Origin of the sequence: Jiangella ureilytica (assembly GCF_004348545.1) — a bacterium.
Classification (GTDB): Bacteria; Actinomycetota; Actinomycetes; order Jiangellales; family Jiangellaceae; genus Jiangella; species Jiangella ureilytica.
On record NZ_SMKL01000068.1, the window covers coordinates 18,481 to 34,080 of the forward strand.

A 15,600-nucleotide genomic window follows, 5' to 3' on the forward strand; every position below is an offset into this window, starting at 1 on the left:
GAGTAACGATGGAAGCCAGGGCTCAGGCGCGGTTCGTCCGTGTCACGCCCATGAAGGCGCGCCGTGTGGTGGACCTGATCCGTGGTATGGACGCGGACGAGGCCTCGGCGTTGCTGCGGTTCGCCCCGCAAGCGGCCGCCGAGCCGGTGCGCAAGGTGCTCGAGAGCGCCATCGCGAACGCCGACGACCTCGCCGGCACACCGCGCGAGACGCTCGTCATCATGCAGGCGTTCGTCGACGACGGGCCGACCATGAAGCGGTTCCGTCCGCGCGCGCACGGCCGTGCGAGCCGCATCAACAAGCGGACGTGCCACATCACCGTGATCGTCGACGACAAGGCGTCGATCGCTGCATCGAAGGGAGGGGCCCGCTAGTGGGTCAGAAGATCAACCCGCACGGGTTCCGGCTGGGTATCTCCACCGACCACAAGAGCCGGTGGTTCGCCGACAGCACGACCCAGGGTCAGCGCTACCGCGACTACATCGCCGAGGACGTGGCCATCCGCAAGCTGATGACCGACGGCATGGAGCGCGCCGGCATCTCGCACGTCGACATCGAGCGCACCCGCGACCGTGTGCGCGTCGACATCCACACCGCCCGGCCGGGCATCGTCATCGGCCGCCGCGGCGTGGGCGCGGACCGCCTGCGCTCGGAGCTCGAGAAGCTCACGGGCAAGCAGGTCCAGATGAACGTCCTCGAGGTGAAGCAGCCCGAGATCAACGCTCAGCTGGTCGCGCAGGGCGTGGCCGAGCAGCTCTCCGCTCGTGTGGCGTTCCGCCGCGCGATGCGCAAGGCGCTGCAGACCACCATGCGTGCCGGTGCCAAGGGTGTCCGGATCCAGTGCTCGGGCCGTCTCGGCGGCGCCGAGATGAGCCGCTCGGAGTTCTACCGCGAGGGCCGGGTTCCGCTGCACACCCTGCGCGCCGATGTCGACTACGGCTTCTACGAGGCTCGCACCACCTTCGGCCGCATCGGCGTGAAGGTGTGGATCTACAAGGGTGACGTGAGCGGCTCCCGCGCCGAGCGCGCCGCTGAGCAGGCCGCCCAGGCCCGTGCTCAGCAGCAGCGCGGCGGCGGTGGCGGCGGTGACCGCCGCGGCGGTCGCCCCGAGCGCCGCCGGCCGGGTGGCCGCGGCGACCGCGACAACGCTCCCGCCACGCAGGCCGCTCCGGCCGAGACGACCGCGCCCCAGGCGCCGGCCGCCGACGCCGCGACCACGACGGGCCAGGAGGGTTGAGACCATGCTGATCCCCCGCAAGGTCAAGCACCGCAAGCAGCACCACCCGAAGCGCCGCGGCATGGCCAAGGGCGGCACGACGCTGGCCTTCGGTGAGTACGGCATCCAGGCGGTCGAGGGCCACTACGTGACCAACCGCCAGATCGAGGCCGCACGTATCGCCATCACCCGGCACATCCGCCGTGGCGGCAAGGTCTGGATCAACATCTACCCGGACCGGCCCCTGACGAAGAAGCCGGCCGAGACCCGCATGGGTTCCGGCAAGGGTTCGCCTGAGTGGTGGATCGCGAACGTCAAGCCGGGCCGCGTCATGTTCGAGCTGTCGTTCCCGAACGAGACGGTGGCTCGCGAGGCGCTGACCCGTGCGATCCACAAGCTCCCCATGAAGGCGCGCATCGTCAAGCGCGAGGCAGGTGATTTCTGATGGCGATCGGTTCGAAGAACCTCGACGCCGTGTCGCTGCGCGACCGCTCGGACGACGAGCTGGTCGAGGAGCTGCAGAAGGCCAAGGAGTCGCTGTTCAACCTGCGGTTCCAGGGTGCCACCGGTCAGCTCGAGAGCCATGGCCGGCTGAAGGCCGTCCGTCGCGACATCGCGCGCATCTACACGATCATGCGCGAGCGCGAGCTCGGCATCGTCGCCGTCGTGGCGGCGCCGGCCGAGTCGAAGAAGGCGGAGGCGAAGTCCGAGAAGGCGGAGGCCGAGGCCGAGCCGAAGAAGGCCGCGGCCAAGAAGACCGCTGCCAAGGCCGAGGTCAAGGCCGACGACGACGCCGAGGCGCCCAAGAAGGCCGCGCCGCGCAAGCGGACGACCAAGAAGGCCGCCTCCGCTGAGGATGGTGCCGAGTGAGCCCCGCGAACAAGGAAGAGAACGTGACCGAGAGCCCGAAGTCCGCCGGGAGTGCCCCGGGCGGCCGCGGCTACCGCAAGACCCGCCAGGGCGTTGTGGTCAGCGACAAGATGGACAAGACCGTCGTCGTCACCGTCGAGGACCGCTTCAAGCACCCGCTCTACGGCAAGGTCGTCCGTCGGTCGAGCAAGCTGAAGGCCCACGACGAGCAGAACACGGCCGGCATCGGCGACCGCGTCCTGCTCATGGAGACCCGTCCGCTGTCGGCCACGAAGCGCTGGCGCGTCGTGGAGATCATCGAGAAGGCGAAGTAGGAGCGAGATGATTCAGCAGGAGTCGCGACTGCGCGTCGCCGACAACACCGGTGCCAAGGAGCTCTTGTGCATCCGTGTACTCGGTGGCTCCGGTCGGCGATACGCCGGCATCGGTGATGTCATCGTGGCGACCGTCAAGGACGCCATCCCCGGCGGCGCGGTCAAGAAGGGTGACGTCGTCAAGGCCGTCGTCGTGCGGACCGTCAAGGAGCGCCGCCGTCCGGACGGCTCCTACATCCGCTTCGACGAGAACGCGGCCGTGATCATCAGGGACGGTGGCGACCCGCGCGGGACCCGCATCTTCGGGCCCGTCGGTCGTGAGCTGCGGGACAAGCGCTTCATGCGCATCATCTCGCTCGCTCCGGAGGTGTTGTGAGTATGAAGATCAAGAAGGGTGACAAGGTCATCGTCATCGCCGGCAAGGACAAGGGTCTGGTGGGCAAGGTCATCGCGGCCTACCCGCGCCAGGAGCGTGTCCTCGTCGAGGGCGTCAACCGCATCACCAAGCACACGAAGCCGACCCAGACCGCCCGCGGCACGCAGCAGTCCGGCGGGATCGTGCACCAGGAGGCGCCGATCCACGTCTCGAACGTGCAGCTCGCCGTCGAGGCCGACGTGGACGGCAAGAAGAAGACGGTGGGGACCCGGGTCGGGTACCGCATCGACGACAACGGCAACAAGGTCCGGTTCGCGAAGCGCACCGGTGAGGACATCTGATGACCACCACCACTGAGACCCGCGCGCTGCCGCGGCTCAAGCAGCGCTACCGCGACGAGATCATCGCGGCGCTGCGCGAGCAGTTCCAGATCGCGAACGTCATGCAGGTGCCGACCGTCACCAAGGTCGTCGTCAACATGGGTGTGGGCGAGGCCGCCCGCGACGCGAAGCTCATCGAGGGCGCCGTCGCCGACCTCGCCGCGATCACCGGCCAGCGGCCGTCGGTCACCAAGGCGCGCAAGTCCATCGCGCAGTTCAAGCTGCGCGAGGGCATGCCCATCGGTGCGCACGCCACGCTGCGCGGCGACCGCATGTGGGAGTTCCTCGACCGCCTGGTGACCATCGCGCTGCCCCGCATCCGGGACTTCCGCGGCCTGTCGGGCAAGCAGTTCGACGGCAACGGGAACTACACCTTCGGTCTCAACGAGCAGTCGATGTTCCACGAGATCGACCAGGACAGGATCGACCGGGTCCGCGGCATGGACATCACGGTCGTCACCACCGCCACCAACGACGACCAGGGTCGGGCGCTGCTCAAGCTGCTCGGTTTCCCGTTCAAGGAGAACTGACGTGGCCAAGAAGGCGCTTGTCATCAAGGCTTCGCGCAAGCCCAAGTTCGCGGTGCGCGCGTACACCCGGTGCCAGAAGTGCGGTCGCCCGCACTCGGTGTACCGCAAGTTCGGGCTGTGCCGAGTGTGCCTGCGCGAGATGGCGCACCGCGGCGAGCTGCCGGGCGTGACCAAGTCCAGCTGGTAATCACCCCAGCAGCCAGACCCCATCGGATCGTCACAGGTCCGTAGCCGGCACGAGCCGGTGCGGAAACCACGACGGGAAAGCGGCAACCACACATGACCATGACCGACCCGATCGCAGACATGCTCACGCGTCTGCGCAACGCCAACACGGCGCACCACGACACCGTGGTGATGCCGCACAGCAAGATCAAGGTGCACATCGCCGAGATCCTCAAGCAGCAGGGCTACATCGCCGGGTTCTCCGTGCACGAGCCGGCCGAGGGCACTGTGGGCAAGAGCCTCGAGCTCACCCTGAAGTACGGTCCCTCGCGCGAGCGCTCGATCGCCGGCATCCGCCGCGTCAGCAAGCCGGGTCTGCGGGTCTACGCCAAGGCCACCAACATGCCGCGCGTGCTCGGCGGTCTGGGCATCGCCATCATCTCCACGTCGCAGGGCCTGCTCACGGGTCAGTCGGCAGCCAAGCAGGGTGTGGGCGGGGAAGTCCTCGCCTACGTCTGGTAACGGGAAAGGAGCGAATACTCTCATGTCGCGCATCGGCAAGCTCCCGATCCCCGTTCCCTCGGGCGTCAAGGTCGACATCGACGGCCGCGCGCTCACGGTCACGGGCCCCAAGGGCACGCTGAACCACACGCTGCCCGAGGTCATCGGCGTCCAGCAGGGCGACGACGGCACCCTCGAGGTCGTCCGTCCCGACGACGAGCGAGAGAGCAAGGCGCTGCACGGGCTCACCCGGACCCTGGTGTCCAACATGGTCACCGGCGTCACCGAGGGCTACGTGAAGAAGCTCGAGATCGTCGGCGTCGGCTACCGCGTCACGGCCAAGGGCCGGAACCTCGAGTTCGCGCTCGGCTTCAGCCACCCGGTCGTCGTCGAGCCGCCCGAGGGCATCTCGTTCGCCGTCGAGTCCCCGACCAAGTTCTCGGTGCAGGGCATCGACAAGCAGAAGGTCGGCGAGATCGCCGCGAACATCCGCAAGATCCGCAAGCCCGAGCCGTACAAGGGCAAGGGCGTGCGCTACGAGGGCGAGCGCGTCCGGCGCAAGGTCGGAAAGGCTGGGAAGTAACACATGGGCATCGCGATCAATCGCCACATCAAGAAGGGCGACAAGCGGGTTGCCCGCGACCGCCGGCACCTGCGGGTCCGGAAGAAGGTCACGGGCACGGCCGAGCGGCCGCGCCTGGTCGTCACCCGGTCGCTGCGGCACATGGTGGCCCAGGTCGTCGACGACGCCACCGGCCGCACCCTGGCCTCGGCCACCAGCATGGAGGCCGACCTGCGCTCGCTCGACGGCGACAAGACCGCCAAGGCGCGCCGGGTCGGCGAGCTCCTCGCCGACCGCGCCAAGGCTGCCGGCGTCGAGGCCGTGGTCTTCGACCGCGGCGGCAACCAGTACCACGGCCGCGTGGCCGCGGTAGCGGAGGGCGCCCGCGAGGGTGGCCTGAAGCTCTGACAGCGATCGAATCTCGAGAAGGATAGAGGGACATCATGGCTGAACCCCAGCGCCGCGGTGGCGGTGCCGGTGGCGAGCGCCGCGATCGTCGTGACCGTCGCGATCGCGACAACCGTCGCGGCGACGGCGGTGCGGACAAGACCAACTACATCGAGACCGTCGTCGCCATCAACCGCGTCGCCAAGGTCGTGCAGGGTGGCCGTCGCTTCAGCTTCACCGCTCTGGTCGTCGTCGGCGACGGCGACGGCACCGTGGGCGTCGGCTACGGCAAGGCCAAGGAGGTGCCCTCGGCCATCGCCAAGGGTGTCGAAGAGGCCAAGAAGCAGTTCTTCAAGGTGCCGCGGATCCAGGGGACCATCCCCCACCCCGTCCAGGGTGAGAAGGCCGCCGGCGTCGTGCTGCTCCGCCCGGCGTCGCCCGGTACCGGCGTCATCGCCGGCGGCCCGGTGCGCGCCGTCCTGGAGGCCGCGGGCGTCCACGACGTCCTGAGCAAGTCGCTCGGCTCGTCCAACGCCATCAACATCGTGCACGCCACGGTGGAGGCGCTGAAGTCGCTGGAGCGTCCGGAGCAGGTGGCGGCCCGCCGCGGCCTGCCGCTCGAGGACGTCGCCCCGGCCGCGCTGCTGCGCGCCCAGGCCGCGGGAGCGTCGGCATGAGCGGGCAGCTGAAGGTCCGTCAGGTCAAGAGCCCGATCGGCGGGACGTCGTCCCAGCGCAACACCCTGCGCTCGCTCGGCCTGAAGCGGATCGGTCACGAGGTCGTCAAGGACGACCGCCCCGAGATCCGGGGCATGGTCAAGACGGTGGCGCACCTGGTCACCGTCGAGGAGGTCTGAGAGGCATGAGCAACTCGCCACTGAAGCCGCACCACCTGCGGCCGGCCCCCGGCGCCAAGACCCCGAAGACCCGCGTGGGTCGCGGTGAGGCGTCGAAGGGCAAGACCGCGGGTCGCGGCACCAAGGGCACGAAGGCGCGCTACCAGGTGCCGGCTCGATTCGAGGGCGGGCAGATGCCGCTGCACATGCGTCTGCCGAAGCTGAAGGGGTTCAAGAACCCGTTCCGCGTCGAGTTCCAGGTCGTGAACCTGGACAAGCTGGCGGCGCTGTACCCGGAGGGCGGGGACGTCACCGTCGACGACCTCGTGGCCAAGGGCGCTGTGCGAGCCGGCAAGCCGGTCAAGGTTCTGGGCACCGGTGAGATCTCCGTTGCGCTGCAAGTGAACGTCAACGCGTTCTCGACCAGCGCCAAGGAGAAGATCACCGCTGCTGGGGGCACCGCCACCGAGGTGTAGGCGCCCCCCGCCGGCGTGTTTCGAACGGTTCCGAGAGCGTCCTGCCGTCTTACGGACGACAGGCGCTTTCGGTCGTTCGGACCCGGCGGTGTTACCGTCTGTTCCGTCCGTACCACCGCGTCGGCCACGACCTCGTCGTCTCCGCCGTCGGCCCCGCAGGAGGCCCTGAAGTGCTCAGAGTGTTCGCGCAGGCGTTCCGTACACCTGACCTGCGCCAGAAGTTGTTGTTCACGCTGGGCATCATCGCGATCTTCCGCGTCGGCTCGGTACTCCCGACACCTGGCGTCGACGTCCCGGCGGTCCGCACCTGTGTGGACCTCGCCGGCAACGAGGGCATCTACGGGATGCTCAACCTGTTCTCCGGCGGCGCCATGCTGCAGCTCGCGGTCTTCGCGCTCGGGATCATCCCGTACATCACCGCCAGCATCATCCTGCAGCTGCTTACGGTGGTCATCCCGCGCATCGAGGCGCTGCGCAAGGAGGGCGCGTCGGGACAGGCGCAGATCACGCAGTACACGCGCTACCTCACCATCGGCCTGGCGCTGCTGCAGGCGACCACCATCGTCACGCTGGCGCGCCGCGGGCAGTTCTTCCCGAACTGCCCCGAAGAGGTCCTGCAGGACGACTCGCTCACCACCGCCGCCATCATGATCATCGTCATGACGGCCGGCACCGGTCTGGTCATGTGGCTGGGCGAGCTCATCACCGACCGCGGCGTCGGCAACGGCATGTCGCTGCTGATCTTCACGCAGATCGTGGCCAGCGTCCCGGGCCTGTTCTGGGGCATCCAGACCAGCCGCGGCTGGGGCATCTTCGGCCTGGTCATCGCGGTCGCGCTCATCGTCGTCGCGCTCATCGTCTTCGTCGAACAGGCGCAGCGGCGCATCCCGGTCCAGTACGCCAAGCGCATGGTCGGCCGGCGCATGTACGGCGGCTCCGCCACGTACATCCCGCTGAAGATCAACCAGGCGGGCGTCATCCCGGTCATCTTCGCGTCGTCGCTGCTCTACATCCCGCTGCTCGCCGCGCAGTTCAACCAGACGTCCGGCTGGGCGTTGTGGATCCAGGACAACTTCACCCGCGGCGACCACCCCGCTTACATCGCGGCGTACTTCCTGCTCATCGTCGGGTTCGCGTTCTTCTACGTGTCCATCACGTTCAACCCGAAGGACATCTCCGACAACATGAAGCGCTACGGCGGCTTCGTGCCGGGCATCCGCGCCGGCCGGGCCACCGAGGAGTACCTCGCCTACGTGCTCAACCGCATCACCTCGGCCGGCGCCATCTACCTGGCTCTCGTGGCACTGCTGCCACTCCTGGCGTTCAACGTGCTGAACCCCGCCGACGGCGGCCAGTCGTTCAACAACATGTTCGGCGGCACGTCGATCCTCATCATGGTGGGTGTGGGCCTGCAGACCGTGCAGCAGATCGAGAGCCAGCTGCAGCAGCGCAACTACGAGGGGTTCCTGCGGTGACGCGACTGCTCATCATGGGCCCGCCGGGCGCGGGCAAGGGCACCCAGGCCGACCTGGTCGCCAAGCGGTTCGCCGTGCCGGCCATCTCGACCGGCGACATCTTCCGGTCGAACATCGCCAACGAGACCGACCTCGGCCGGCAGGTGAAGCCCTATCTCGGGCCTGGCCTCTACGTGCCGGACGAGCTGACCAACGAGGTGGTCCGCGACCGCCTCCTGCAGCCCGACGTCGCCGACGGCTTCCTGCTCGACGGCTACCCGCGCACGCTCGCGCAGGTCGACTTCCTCGACAAGGTACTGGCCGAGCAGGGGTGCGAGCTCGACCACGTCATCGTCCTCAAGGTCGACGTCGACGAGGTCGTCAAGCGGCTGCACGAGCGGGCGCTCAAGGAGGGTCGCGAGGACGACACCCCCGAGACCATCCGGAGCCGGCAGGACCTCTACCTCGAGCAGACGGCGCCGCTGATCGCGGTCTACCGCGACCGCGGCCTGGTCTTCGAGGTCGACGGCCTGGGCAGCGTCGACGAGGTGCAGCAGCGGGTGGCCGAGGCGATCGAGCAGCCGCCGCAGCCGCACTGAGCCGGCGCGGCAGCATGGTCGAGATCAAGTCGCCCGAGCAGCTGGCGGGGATGCGCGCGGCCGGGCTGGTCGTCGCCGAGATCCACGAGGTGATGCGCGCGGCCATCGTGCCGGGCGCCACCCCGCTGGACCTCGACGCCATTGCCCGGCGCGAGCTGGCCGCGCGCGGCGCCACGTCGAACTTCCTCGGCTACGGCGGCTTCCCGGCGACGGTGTGCGTCTCGGTCAACGACGTGGTCGTCCACGGCATCCCCGACTCCACCCCGTTCGCCGAGGGCGACATCGTCTCGCTCGACTTCGGCGCCGTCCTGCACGGCTGGCACGGCGACGCCGCGGTGACGGTGGCGGTCGGCTCGGTCCCCGAGGCCGTCGCCACACTGCTCGTCGACTGCGACGACGCGCTCTGGTCCGGCATCGCCGCCATGAGGGCCGGCAACCGGGTGCGCGACATCGGCACCGCCATCGAGAAGACCATCGAGGCGCGCGGCCCGTACGGCATCGTCGAGGAGTACGGCGGGCACGGCATCGGCACCGCGATGCACCAGGACCCGCACGTCATGAACTACCGCACCCGCCAGCGCGGGCCGAAACTCGTCCCCGGCCTGTGCCTCGCGGTCGAGCCGATGATCACCATGGGCGGCCCCGAGACCCACGTCCTCGACGACGAGTGGACGGTCAAGACCGACGACGGCTCGTGGGCCGCACACTTCGAGCACAGCATCGCCGTCACCCCCGAGGGCCCCTGGGTCCTCACCGCCCTCGACGGCGGCGCCGCCCGGCTCGCGGAGCTCGGGGTGCCGGCCGCCGCGGCCCACCACGGTTAGGCGCCACCCGGCCCGCTCGAGCGCCGGCCCCGGTTCCCGACCCCGATGGGTCGCCCCTCTGCACCCGCGACCCGGCATGTCGCGGACGAGGCGGCGGGCGGATGGGCAACCGGGGTCCGGTGCGCCACCCTCCCGAGCCGCGCCGACCCGTCGACGCCGTCACATCTTGCGCGTGGTGTTGCGCAGGAAGCCGGCCGCGAGGACGGTGATGATCGTCATCACGACGCTGAGGACGGCGGCGCTGGTGACGTTGCCCCGGTCCCAGTGGCCCCACAGCAGCGTCGACGCGACGGTGTTGTCCGGCGACTGCAGCATCAGCGGCAGCGTCAGGTTCTGGATGCTGGCCAGGAACACCAGCAGGAACGCGTTGACGAACGCCGGGCGCAGCAGCGGCACCAGGATCCGCCGCCAGACCGTCCGCATGGCCGCCCCGCTGGTGGCGCCGGCCTTCTCCAGCGTCTCCTGGATCTGCACGATGCCACTGGTGGTGAGCCGGGTGCCGAGGCTGACGTACTGCGTCGCCATGGCGAGGACGACGATCCAGATGGTGCCGTAGATCGGGATCGGGAGCACCAGGTAGATCAGCGAGATGCTCAGGCCGATGGCCACGCCGGGGAAGGCGTGCGGCATGAACGCCAGCAGGTCCAGCATCCACGTGGCCCGCGACCGCGACCGGACGATCAGCCAGGACGTCAGCGTCGCCAGCGCCACCGCGGTGATGCCGGCGGCGGCGCCGAGGATCAGCGTGTTGAGGAAGGCCTCGCCGACGGCGCCGCTGCTGAAGATGTCGCGGTAGCCGTCGAACGTGATGCGGTCGACCGCTGCCTGCGAGATGCCCTCGTAGAACGGCTGGATGCTCACCCAGATCAGCACCAGGAACGGCAGCACGAAGCCGATCAGCACGTACAGCCCCAGCAGCCCGAGCGCCGGGTAGCGCCAGATGCCCAGCTGCAGCTTCTTCGGATGCCGCGCACGGCTGCCGATGGTGGTGTAGGCGTTGGCCCGGCCGATGAGGCGGTTGTAGACGAGCAGCGGCACGATGACCATGCCGATCATCAGGATGCCGTAGACGCTGGCCGCACCGTAGTCGGGCAGGCCCGCCGGCGGCCGCGACGTCAGATAGACCTGCGAGCTCAGCACGATCTCGTGGCCGGGCAGCCCCAGCACCAGCGGCACGTCCAGCGTGTCGACCACGTTGACGATGAGGTAGACGAACGCGCCCAGCAGGGCCGGCGTCATCATCGGGACGGTCACGCGGCGCAGCGTCTGCGGCAGGGTCGCGCCGGACGTGCTGGCGGCGTCCTCGAGGCTGCTGCTCATGCCCTTGATGGCCGCGGACACCAGCAGGAAGGTGATGGGCACCATGCCGATGCCCTGCACGAAGATCATGCCGGCCATCGAGTAGATGTTCACCGTGAACCCGAACCAGGTGTCGAGCAGCTGGTTGATCAGCCCGTTGGTGGGGTTGAGCAGCAGCGACCAGGCGATCGACACGATCAGGAACGGCATGCCCGACGGCGCCACCAGCAGCACGAACGACGCGTTCGGGAACGGGATGTCGGTGCGCTCGATGAGCCAGGCGAACAGCACCGCGAGGGTGAACGCGATGGCCAGCGCTCCGCCGGCGAAGATCAGCGTGTTCCCGAGCGCGGTATAGGTCTGCTCGTTGCCGAAGACCCGCGTGTAGTTCTCCAGCGTCCACTCGGCGCCGGCCGACAGCGGGAGCCCGGTCGACGAGTCCTGGAAGCTGCTGCCGACCAGCATGATCAGCGGCCCGGCCACCAGGTACAGCAGGATCGCGACCACGACGACGGTGAGCACGACCCGGCCGCTGGGCCGCCAGGACCGCCTCGAGGGCCGCGCGGCCGGTGGCGGCGGGGGTGCCGCGGCCGCAGGCCGGTCGCCCAGCAGCGTCATGTCAGACCACCGGGCACCTGGTCGCGCGGGTCCTCGGGGATGGTCCCCGGTGGCGGCGCGTGCTGTTCCTCGCCGGCCGGGATCGCGATGCACTCCTCGGCGGGCAGGTGGACCACCGCCTTGTCCTTGTTGCGGTACGGCTCGTTGGCCGGCCGGGTCGCGCGGACGGGGACGCCGCCCACCTGCAGCCGGTAGTCGTAGCCGCCGCCCAGGTACAGCCGGTAGTCGACCACGGCCGGGAAGTGGTTCTCCTGGCTCTCGGTGCCCAGCGGCTGCAGGACGACGCCCTCGGGCCGGACGACGACCAGGACGCGGTCACCGGCGACGGCGTCCGGCGACACCCGGGTGCGCATGCGGCCGACGTTGGAGTCGACCCAGCCGAAGCCGTCGTCGTCCGTCGTCTGGAGCGTGCCCTCGATGAAGCTGGAGACGCCGATGAACGACGCGACGAAGGCGTCCTTCGGCTCGCGGTAGATCTCGCGCGGCGTCCCCTCCTGCACGATGGTGCCGTTGCGCATGACGGCGATGCGGTTCGACATCGCCAGCGCCTCGTACTGGTCGTGCGTCACGAAGATCGTCGTCACCTTGAGGCGGCGCTGGATCTGCCGCAGCTCCGCGCGCATCTGCTCGCGCAGCGTCGCGTCGAGGTTCGACAGCGGCTCGTCCAGCAGCAGCACGCTGGGCTCGCGCACCAGCGCCCGGGCCAGCGAGACGCGCTGCTGCTGGCCGCCGGAGAGCTCCGACGGCCGGCGCTGCGACAGGTGCGCCATGCCGACGGTCTCGAGGATCCTCATGACGCGCTCCTTGACGTCGCGCACCTTGTGCCGGCTGACCCGCAGCGGGAACGCGACGTTCTCGAACACCGTCATGTGCGGCCAGACCGCGTAGTCCTGGAAGACCATGCCGATGTCGCGGCGGTGCGTCGGCACGAACCGGCGCGACGACACCACGACGGTGTCGCCGAGCTCGATCTCGCCCGACGTGGGCCGCTCCAGCCCGGCGATGCAGTGCAGCGTCGTCGACTTCCCGCAGCCACTGGGGCCGAGCAGGGTGTAGAACCGGCTCTCCTCGACGGAGAAGGAGATGTGGTCGACGGCGGTGAACTTCTTCTTGCCGGTGCCGTAGACGTGCTCCAGGCCGCGCACGTGGATCGCGTGCTTGCGGGGCCCGCCCGTCTCCTCCACCTCGAGCTCGTCGGCCTCACGTGTCTCGTTCATGCTGACCTCACGCTTCCGGTCGGAGGAACTCGGTGATGGTGCCGGCGACGACGTCCGGCTCGTCCTGGTGGATGGCGTGCGTGGCGTCGACCATCTCGACCCGGACGTCGCCGGGCAGCCTGCGGGCGTACTCGAGCTTCTGCTGCTGCCGCGACTCGCCGGAGCGCGACGACACGAACATCAGCACCCGTGCCGTCACGTCAGGGAGCACCGGGCCCACGCGGTCGGTGTCCTCGCGGGCCGCCCGCATCGCCTGGAGCACGCTGCGGGGCATCTTGGCCCGCCAGCGCCCGTCGGGCAGCTCCTCCAGGCCGTTGCGGACGGCGGCTTCGCGCTGCGCCGTCCATGTCATCGTGCGGTCCTTCTCGCGGGCTGCGGCGAAGGCGTCGTCGAGGGTGTCGAACGGGCCCAGGCCGGCCGCGACCGCGCCGTAGAAGTCGTCGGCATCCTCGATCGTCGCGAAGAAGATCCGGGCCGGGTCGATGAGCACCAGGTCGGTGACCCGCGACGGCCAGCGCCCGGCGATGTACGAAGCCAGCCAGCCGCCGCGCGAATGGCCGACGATCACCATGGGCGTTCCGCCGAGCTGGTCGTGGATGTCGATGACGTCCTGGGCGGCGCGCTCGATGCCGTAGCCGGTACCGGGCTTGTCGCTGTCGCCGCAGCCGCGGTGGTCCAGCGACAGGATCCGGTATCGGCCCGGCATCCGGTCCTCCAGGCGCGGGCCGAGCGAGTTGAAGAAGAGCGCGTTGCTGCCGACGCCGTGCAGCAGGAGCATCGGCGTTCCGTCGGGACTGCCCCACTCGACGCCGTGCAGCCGCAGGCCGTCGACGTCGAACCAGCGCTCGGTGTGGGTCGCGGTGGCGCTCACTCTCAGACCTCCGGGCGGTCGTCGTCCGGGTCCGGCCAGACCAGGCCGGACAGGTCGGGACTGTCGCGGTCGGGGTCCTCCAGCGTCCGCACCGGATCGAGCAGGGCGTCCACGATGTCGCCGAACGTGCTGTGCTGCGCCTCGCCGTCGATCGTGGTGTGGCCGTTGCCGGCCGCGATCTCGGGCATGACGGCCGTGAGCCCGCAGTGGCCCTCGGGGCCCTTGTGGACGCCCCGCCGGGTCCGGCGGCAGGGGGAGTCCAGCATGGTGACGGTGTCGCCCTTGATGAGGGCCGTCCGGCGCTTGCGCCACGACTGCTTCTGCGCGTCCCCGCGCTGGTTCTGGATGTCGTGGTGCGAGGCACCCTCGGTCCTCATCTGCGCCATGCCGGACTCCTCCTTCGGAAACCGCTGGACAGGGGTGACGGCGTCAGCCGCCGACGGTCATCGCGGACAGCTCCTGCGTGACCCCGGAGACCATCTCCATGTCCTCGAAGGTGTCGATGATCGCGAAGTCCGCGGCCTCCGAGACGAAGTCGGGCTTGGCGATGTTGTCCTTGAACTCGAACTCCAGCTGCGCGGCCTGCCCCTCCTCGCTGCCGTACCAGGCCAGGAAGCACATGGCGGCGTTCGGGTGCTCGGTCTCGCTGATGATGACGGCGTAGTGGTCCTTCGCGCCGACGACGTCGTCCATGTACTTGATGTCGACGGGGACGCCGTTGCCCTGCTGCTCGCGGACGGTCGCGTCGTAGGAGTTGGTGGCCATGACGCCCTCGCCGGCGCCGACCTTCAGTAGGCCCGCGGTCTCGCCCTCGACGACCAGCGGCTCGTTGGCCAGCAGGTCCTCGTACCACGCCTTGGTCTCGTCGGGGCCCCACGCGACGGCCAGGTAGCCGGTGCTGTTGGCACGCGGGTCGATGACGATCTGGCCCTTGTACTTCGGGTCGGTCAGCTCCGCCCAGGTGTCGGGCAGGTCGTCCGGCGAGGTGCGCGAGGTGTTGTAGACGAGGCCCCAGATCTCGCGCTGGCTGCGGTAGACGTGGATGTCGTTGATGTCGACGGTGTTCTCCTCGGGGATCCCGAGGTTCGTCCACTCGACGTTGGCCACCAGGTCGCGGTCGAAGAGCGGCTTCGCGTCGTCGAGCGCGAGGTCGACGACGTCGGTGTCGCTGCCGCGGCCGGCCTGGGTCGACGTGACGATCTGCTGGATGACGTCCTCGGGCCGCTGCGAGACGAACTCGACCTCGATGTCCGGATACTTCTCCTGGAACGGCACGATCTCCTTGGCGAAGACCTCGGCGTCGGTCGTCTTGCGGACGTTGACGACACCCTCTTCGGCGCCCGCCGCGCAGACGTCGTCGACATTGGTGGCCTCGGGGAACCCGGCCGACCCGGCTTCCGTCGTGTCGTCGTCGCCGCCCCCGCAGGCCGCAAGGACCCCCAGGCTGAGCGCGAGGCCTCCGGCGACCATCGCCGGGCGGATCCTTCTGCTGGTCATGACGCGTCCTCCATGTTCCCGTACGGGATGCCGATCGACCTTGCACGTGCCGAAAGCCGGCTGCCCGGCGCAGAGCCGTGTGCGGATGCGGCTGCCGTGATGCGGCTGTCGGAAGCGTCCGCCCACGAGGACTCCGGGTGGGGTCAGGCTGGGTGCGGCCGGCTCGTGAATCCGATGTGCCCCCCGGATGATGTCGAGCGTTCCTCGTGAAAGGGACCGTGCTGGGGCGTCGCGGCGACCGCGATCACCATGCTTGCTCGCAGGGCTTGGCCGTGCACCGAGTCGGGAGTGCGCACTCGGCAGTGCTATTGGCGATAAGATAATGGATACAATGCGGGAGTCAAGGGGGTCGCTGTAACGTCACCGTTTCTTGATGCGGCCGGTTCGAACCCCGCGCTCGGGCCGGAATGCGGCCGCGCCCGCCACCGCCGGGCCCCGCTTCCCGCACGCCGCGACCACCTGCGTCGCCGCCGCCCTCGTTGATCTTGGAGCAATGGCGGAATCACTCGGACATTCCGGCCCGCGACTGCGCGGTTACTCCATGATCAACTTCTGGCGTGAGAGGGGAGCGGCGCCGGGGCGGATCAGGGGGCGGTCCCGGGGAAGAAC

At 69.3% G+C, this 15,600-nt stretch carries 22 protein-coding genes and 1 pseudogene; 18 read left to right on the forward strand and 5 right to left on the reverse strand.

Features of this window, described 5'->3' with window-relative positions; all coding sequences use genetic code 11:
• Positions 1-8 precede the first annotated feature (8 nt).
• The 18 genes and pseudogenes from rplV to map all read left to right on the forward strand — a co-directional run bounded on the left by rplV (position 9) and on the right by map (position 9,489).
• Complete coding sequence (gene rplV, locus E1212_RS23265; RefSeq protein ID WP_131986897.1) at positions 9-374, forward strand: 50S ribosomal protein L22; 366 nt, start codon at positions 9-11, stop codon at positions 372-374.
• Positions 374-1,237 (forward strand): 30S ribosomal protein S3, encoded by an 864-nt coding sequence (gene rpsC / locus E1212_RS23270; RefSeq protein WP_131986899.1) that lies wholly within the window; start codon positions 374-376, stop codon positions 1,235-1,237. Before rplV ends, rpsC begins: the two co-directional genes overlap by 1 nt.
• Before the next feature lie 4 nt (positions 1,238-1,241).
• Positions 1,242-1,661, forward strand: a complete 420-nt coding sequence (rplP, locus tag E1212_RS23275) for a 50S ribosomal protein L16 (protein ID WP_131986901.1) — start codon at positions 1,242-1,244, stop codon at positions 1,659-1,661.
• Positions 1,661-2,014: pseudogene (rpmC, locus tag E1212_RS30580) on the forward strand (50S ribosomal protein L29); the annotation flags it as partial. The gene rplP and the pseudogene rpmC, both read left to right, overlap by 1 nt.
• 68 nt (positions 2,015-2,082) lie before the next feature.
• Entirely contained in the window at positions 2,083-2,400 is a 318-nt protein-coding gene (gene rpsQ, locus E1212_RS23285) for a 30S ribosomal protein S17 (RefSeq protein WP_131986905.1), read from the forward strand.
• A gap of 7 nt (positions 2,401-2,407) precedes the next feature.
• The gene (rplN, locus tag E1212_RS23290; RefSeq protein ID WP_046772624.1) at positions 2,408-2,776 is read left to right on the forward strand and encodes a 50S ribosomal protein L14; all 369 of its coding nucleotides are present in this window, start codon (positions 2,408-2,410) and stop codon (positions 2,774-2,776) included.
• Entirely contained in the window at positions 2,773-3,117 is a 345-nt protein-coding gene (rplX, locus tag E1212_RS23295) for a 50S ribosomal protein L24 (RefSeq protein WP_420814417.1), read from the forward strand. The genes rplN and rplX overlap by 4 nt, the downstream gene beginning before the upstream one ends.
• Positions 3,117-3,686 (forward strand): 50S ribosomal protein L5, encoded by a 570-nt coding sequence (gene rplE / locus E1212_RS23300; protein WP_131986909.1) that lies wholly within the window; start codon positions 3,117-3,119, stop codon positions 3,684-3,686. The genes rplX and rplE overlap by 1 nt, the downstream gene beginning before the upstream one ends.
• 1 nt (position 3,687) lies before the next feature.
• Complete coding sequence (locus tag E1212_RS23305) at positions 3,688-3,873, forward strand: type Z 30S ribosomal protein S14 (protein WP_131986911.1); 186 nt, start codon at positions 3,688-3,690, stop codon at positions 3,871-3,873.
• A gap of 92 nt (positions 3,874-3,965) precedes the next feature.
• Positions 3,966-4,373: a 30S ribosomal protein S8 gene (gene rpsH, locus E1212_RS23310; protein WP_131986913.1), complete on the forward strand. Its 408-nt coding sequence runs from the start codon at positions 3,966-3,968 to the stop codon at positions 4,371-4,373.
• A gap of 22 nt (positions 4,374-4,395) precedes the next feature.
• Complete coding sequence (gene rplF, locus E1212_RS23315; RefSeq protein ID WP_131986915.1) at positions 4,396-4,935, forward strand: 50S ribosomal protein L6; 540 nt, start codon at positions 4,396-4,398, stop codon at positions 4,933-4,935.
• Between the two features lie 3 nt (positions 4,936-4,938).
• A complete protein-coding gene (rplR, locus tag E1212_RS23320; protein ID WP_131986917.1) occupies positions 4,939-5,322 on the forward strand; it encodes a 50S ribosomal protein L18 in 384 nt (127 codons plus the stop codon).
• Between the two features lie 35 nt (positions 5,323-5,357).
• On the forward strand, positions 5,358-5,978 hold the full coding sequence (gene rpsE / locus E1212_RS23325) for a 30S ribosomal protein S5 (protein ID WP_111253860.1): 621 nt from the start codon (positions 5,358-5,360) through the stop codon (positions 5,976-5,978).
• Positions 5,975-6,157 carry a 50S ribosomal protein L30 gene (gene rpmD, locus E1212_RS23330; protein WP_131986919.1) on the forward strand — a complete coding sequence of 61 codons (183 nt, stop codon included), beginning with the start codon at positions 5,975-5,977 and terminating at the stop codon, positions 6,155-6,157. Before rpsE ends, rpmD begins: the two co-directional genes overlap by 4 nt.
• 5 nt (positions 6,158-6,162) lie before the next feature.
• Complete coding sequence (gene rplO / locus E1212_RS23335) at positions 6,163-6,612, forward strand: 50S ribosomal protein L15 (protein ID WP_131986921.1); 450 nt, start codon at positions 6,163-6,165, stop codon at positions 6,610-6,612.
• A gap of 170 nt (positions 6,613-6,782) precedes the next feature.
• Positions 6,783-8,087 carry a preprotein translocase subunit SecY gene (gene secY / locus E1212_RS23340; RefSeq protein WP_119662868.1) on the forward strand — a complete coding sequence of 435 codons (1,305 nt, stop codon included), beginning with the start codon at positions 6,783-6,785 and terminating at the stop codon, positions 8,085-8,087.
• Positions 8,084-8,665, forward strand: a complete 582-nt coding sequence (locus tag E1212_RS23345) for an adenylate kinase (RefSeq protein ID WP_238992454.1) — start codon at positions 8,084-8,086, stop codon at positions 8,663-8,665. Before secY ends, E1212_RS23345 begins: the two co-directional genes overlap by 4 nt.
• 14 nt (positions 8,666-8,679) lie before the next feature.
• Positions 8,680-9,489: a type I methionyl aminopeptidase gene (gene map, locus E1212_RS23350; protein WP_131986923.1), complete on the forward strand. Its 810-nt coding sequence runs from the start codon at positions 8,680-8,682 to the stop codon at positions 9,487-9,489.
• Between the two features lie 159 nt (positions 9,490-9,648).
• Here the strand turns inward: map and E1212_RS23355 are convergent, their stop codons facing one another.
• The 5 genes from E1212_RS23355 to E1212_RS23375 are packed head-to-tail and all read right to left on the reverse strand — an operon-like array spanning position 9,649 to position 14,991.
• On the reverse strand, positions 9,649-11,406 hold the full coding sequence (locus E1212_RS23355) for an ABC transporter permease (protein WP_131986925.1): 1,758 nt from the start codon (positions 11,404-11,406) through the stop codon (positions 9,649-9,651).
• Positions 11,403-12,623: an ABC transporter ATP-binding protein gene (locus tag E1212_RS23360; RefSeq protein ID WP_131986927.1), complete on the reverse strand. Its 1,221-nt coding sequence runs from the start codon at positions 12,621-12,623 to the stop codon at positions 11,403-11,405. Before E1212_RS23360 ends, E1212_RS23355 begins: the two co-directional genes overlap by 4 nt.
• Positions 12,624-12,630: 7 nt before the next feature.
• A complete protein-coding gene (locus tag E1212_RS23365; RefSeq protein WP_131986929.1) occupies positions 12,631-13,494 on the reverse strand; it encodes an alpha/beta fold hydrolase in 864 nt (287 codons plus the stop codon).
• 2 nt (positions 13,495-13,496) lie between these two features.
• A complete protein-coding gene (locus tag E1212_RS23370) occupies positions 13,497-13,880 on the reverse strand; it encodes a hypothetical protein (protein WP_131986931.1) in 384 nt (127 codons plus the stop codon).
• 43 nt (positions 13,881-13,923) lie between these two features.
• Positions 13,924-14,991, reverse strand: coding sequence for an ABC transporter substrate-binding protein (locus tag E1212_RS23375; protein WP_131986933.1), 1,068 nt, complete (start codon positions 14,989-14,991; stop codon positions 13,924-13,926).
• Between the last annotated feature and the right edge of the window lie 609 nt (positions 14,992-15,600).

What these genes read in the sequence shown, in the direction of transcription:
- rplP (WP_131986901.1), top strand. Translation starts at nt 1,242, where the DNA reads ATGCTGATCCCCCGCAAGGTCAAGCACCGCAAGCAGCACCACCCGAAG.
- E1212_RS23375 (WP_131986933.1), bottom strand. Translation starts at nt 14,991, where the DNA reads ATGACCAGCAGAAGGATCCGCCCGGCGATGGTCGCCGGAGGCCTCGCG.
- rplF (WP_131986915.1), top strand. Translation starts at nt 4,396, where the DNA reads ATGTCGCGCATCGGCAAGCTCCCGATCCCCGTTCCCTCGGGCGTCAAG.
- E1212_RS23370 (WP_131986931.1), bottom strand. Translation starts at nt 13,880, where the DNA reads ATGGCGCAGATGAGGACCGAGGGTGCCTCGCACCACGACATCCAGAAC.
- map (WP_131986923.1), top strand. Translation starts at nt 8,680, where the DNA reads ATGGTCGAGATCAAGTCGCCCGAGCAGCTGGCGGGGATGCGCGCGGCC.
- rplR (WP_131986917.1), top strand. Translation starts at nt 4,939, where the DNA reads ATGGGCATCGCGATCAATCGCCACATCAAGAAGGGCGACAAGCGGGTT.
- rplN (WP_046772624.1), top strand. Translation starts at nt 2,408, where the DNA reads ATGATTCAGCAGGAGTCGCGACTGCGCGTCGCCGACAACACCGGTGCC.
- rpsE (WP_111253860.1), top strand. Translation starts at nt 5,358, where the DNA reads ATGGCTGAACCCCAGCGCCGCGGTGGCGGTGCCGGTGGCGAGCGCCGC.
- rpsH (WP_131986913.1), top strand. Translation starts at nt 3,966, where the DNA reads ATGACCATGACCGACCCGATCGCAGACATGCTCACGCGTCTGCGCAAC.
- E1212_RS23360 (WP_131986927.1), bottom strand. Translation starts at nt 12,623, where the DNA reads ATGAACGAGACACGTGAGGCCGACGAGCTCGAGGTGGAGGAGACGGGC.
- rpmD (WP_131986919.1), top strand. Translation starts at nt 5,975, where the DNA reads ATGAGCGGGCAGCTGAAGGTCCGTCAGGTCAAGAGCCCGATCGGCGGG.
- rplE (WP_131986909.1), top strand. Translation starts at nt 3,117, where the DNA reads ATGACCACCACCACTGAGACCCGCGCGCTGCCGCGGCTCAAGCAGCGC.
- rplO (WP_131986921.1), top strand. Translation starts at nt 6,163, where the DNA reads ATGAGCAACTCGCCACTGAAGCCGCACCACCTGCGGCCGGCCCCCGGC.
- E1212_RS23355 (WP_131986925.1), bottom strand. Translation starts at nt 11,406, where the DNA reads ATGACGCTGCTGGGCGACCGGCCTGCGGCCGCGGCACCCCCGCCGCCA.
- rplV (WP_131986897.1), top strand. Translation starts at nt 9, where the DNA reads ATGGAAGCCAGGGCTCAGGCGCGGTTCGTCCGTGTCACGCCCATGAAG.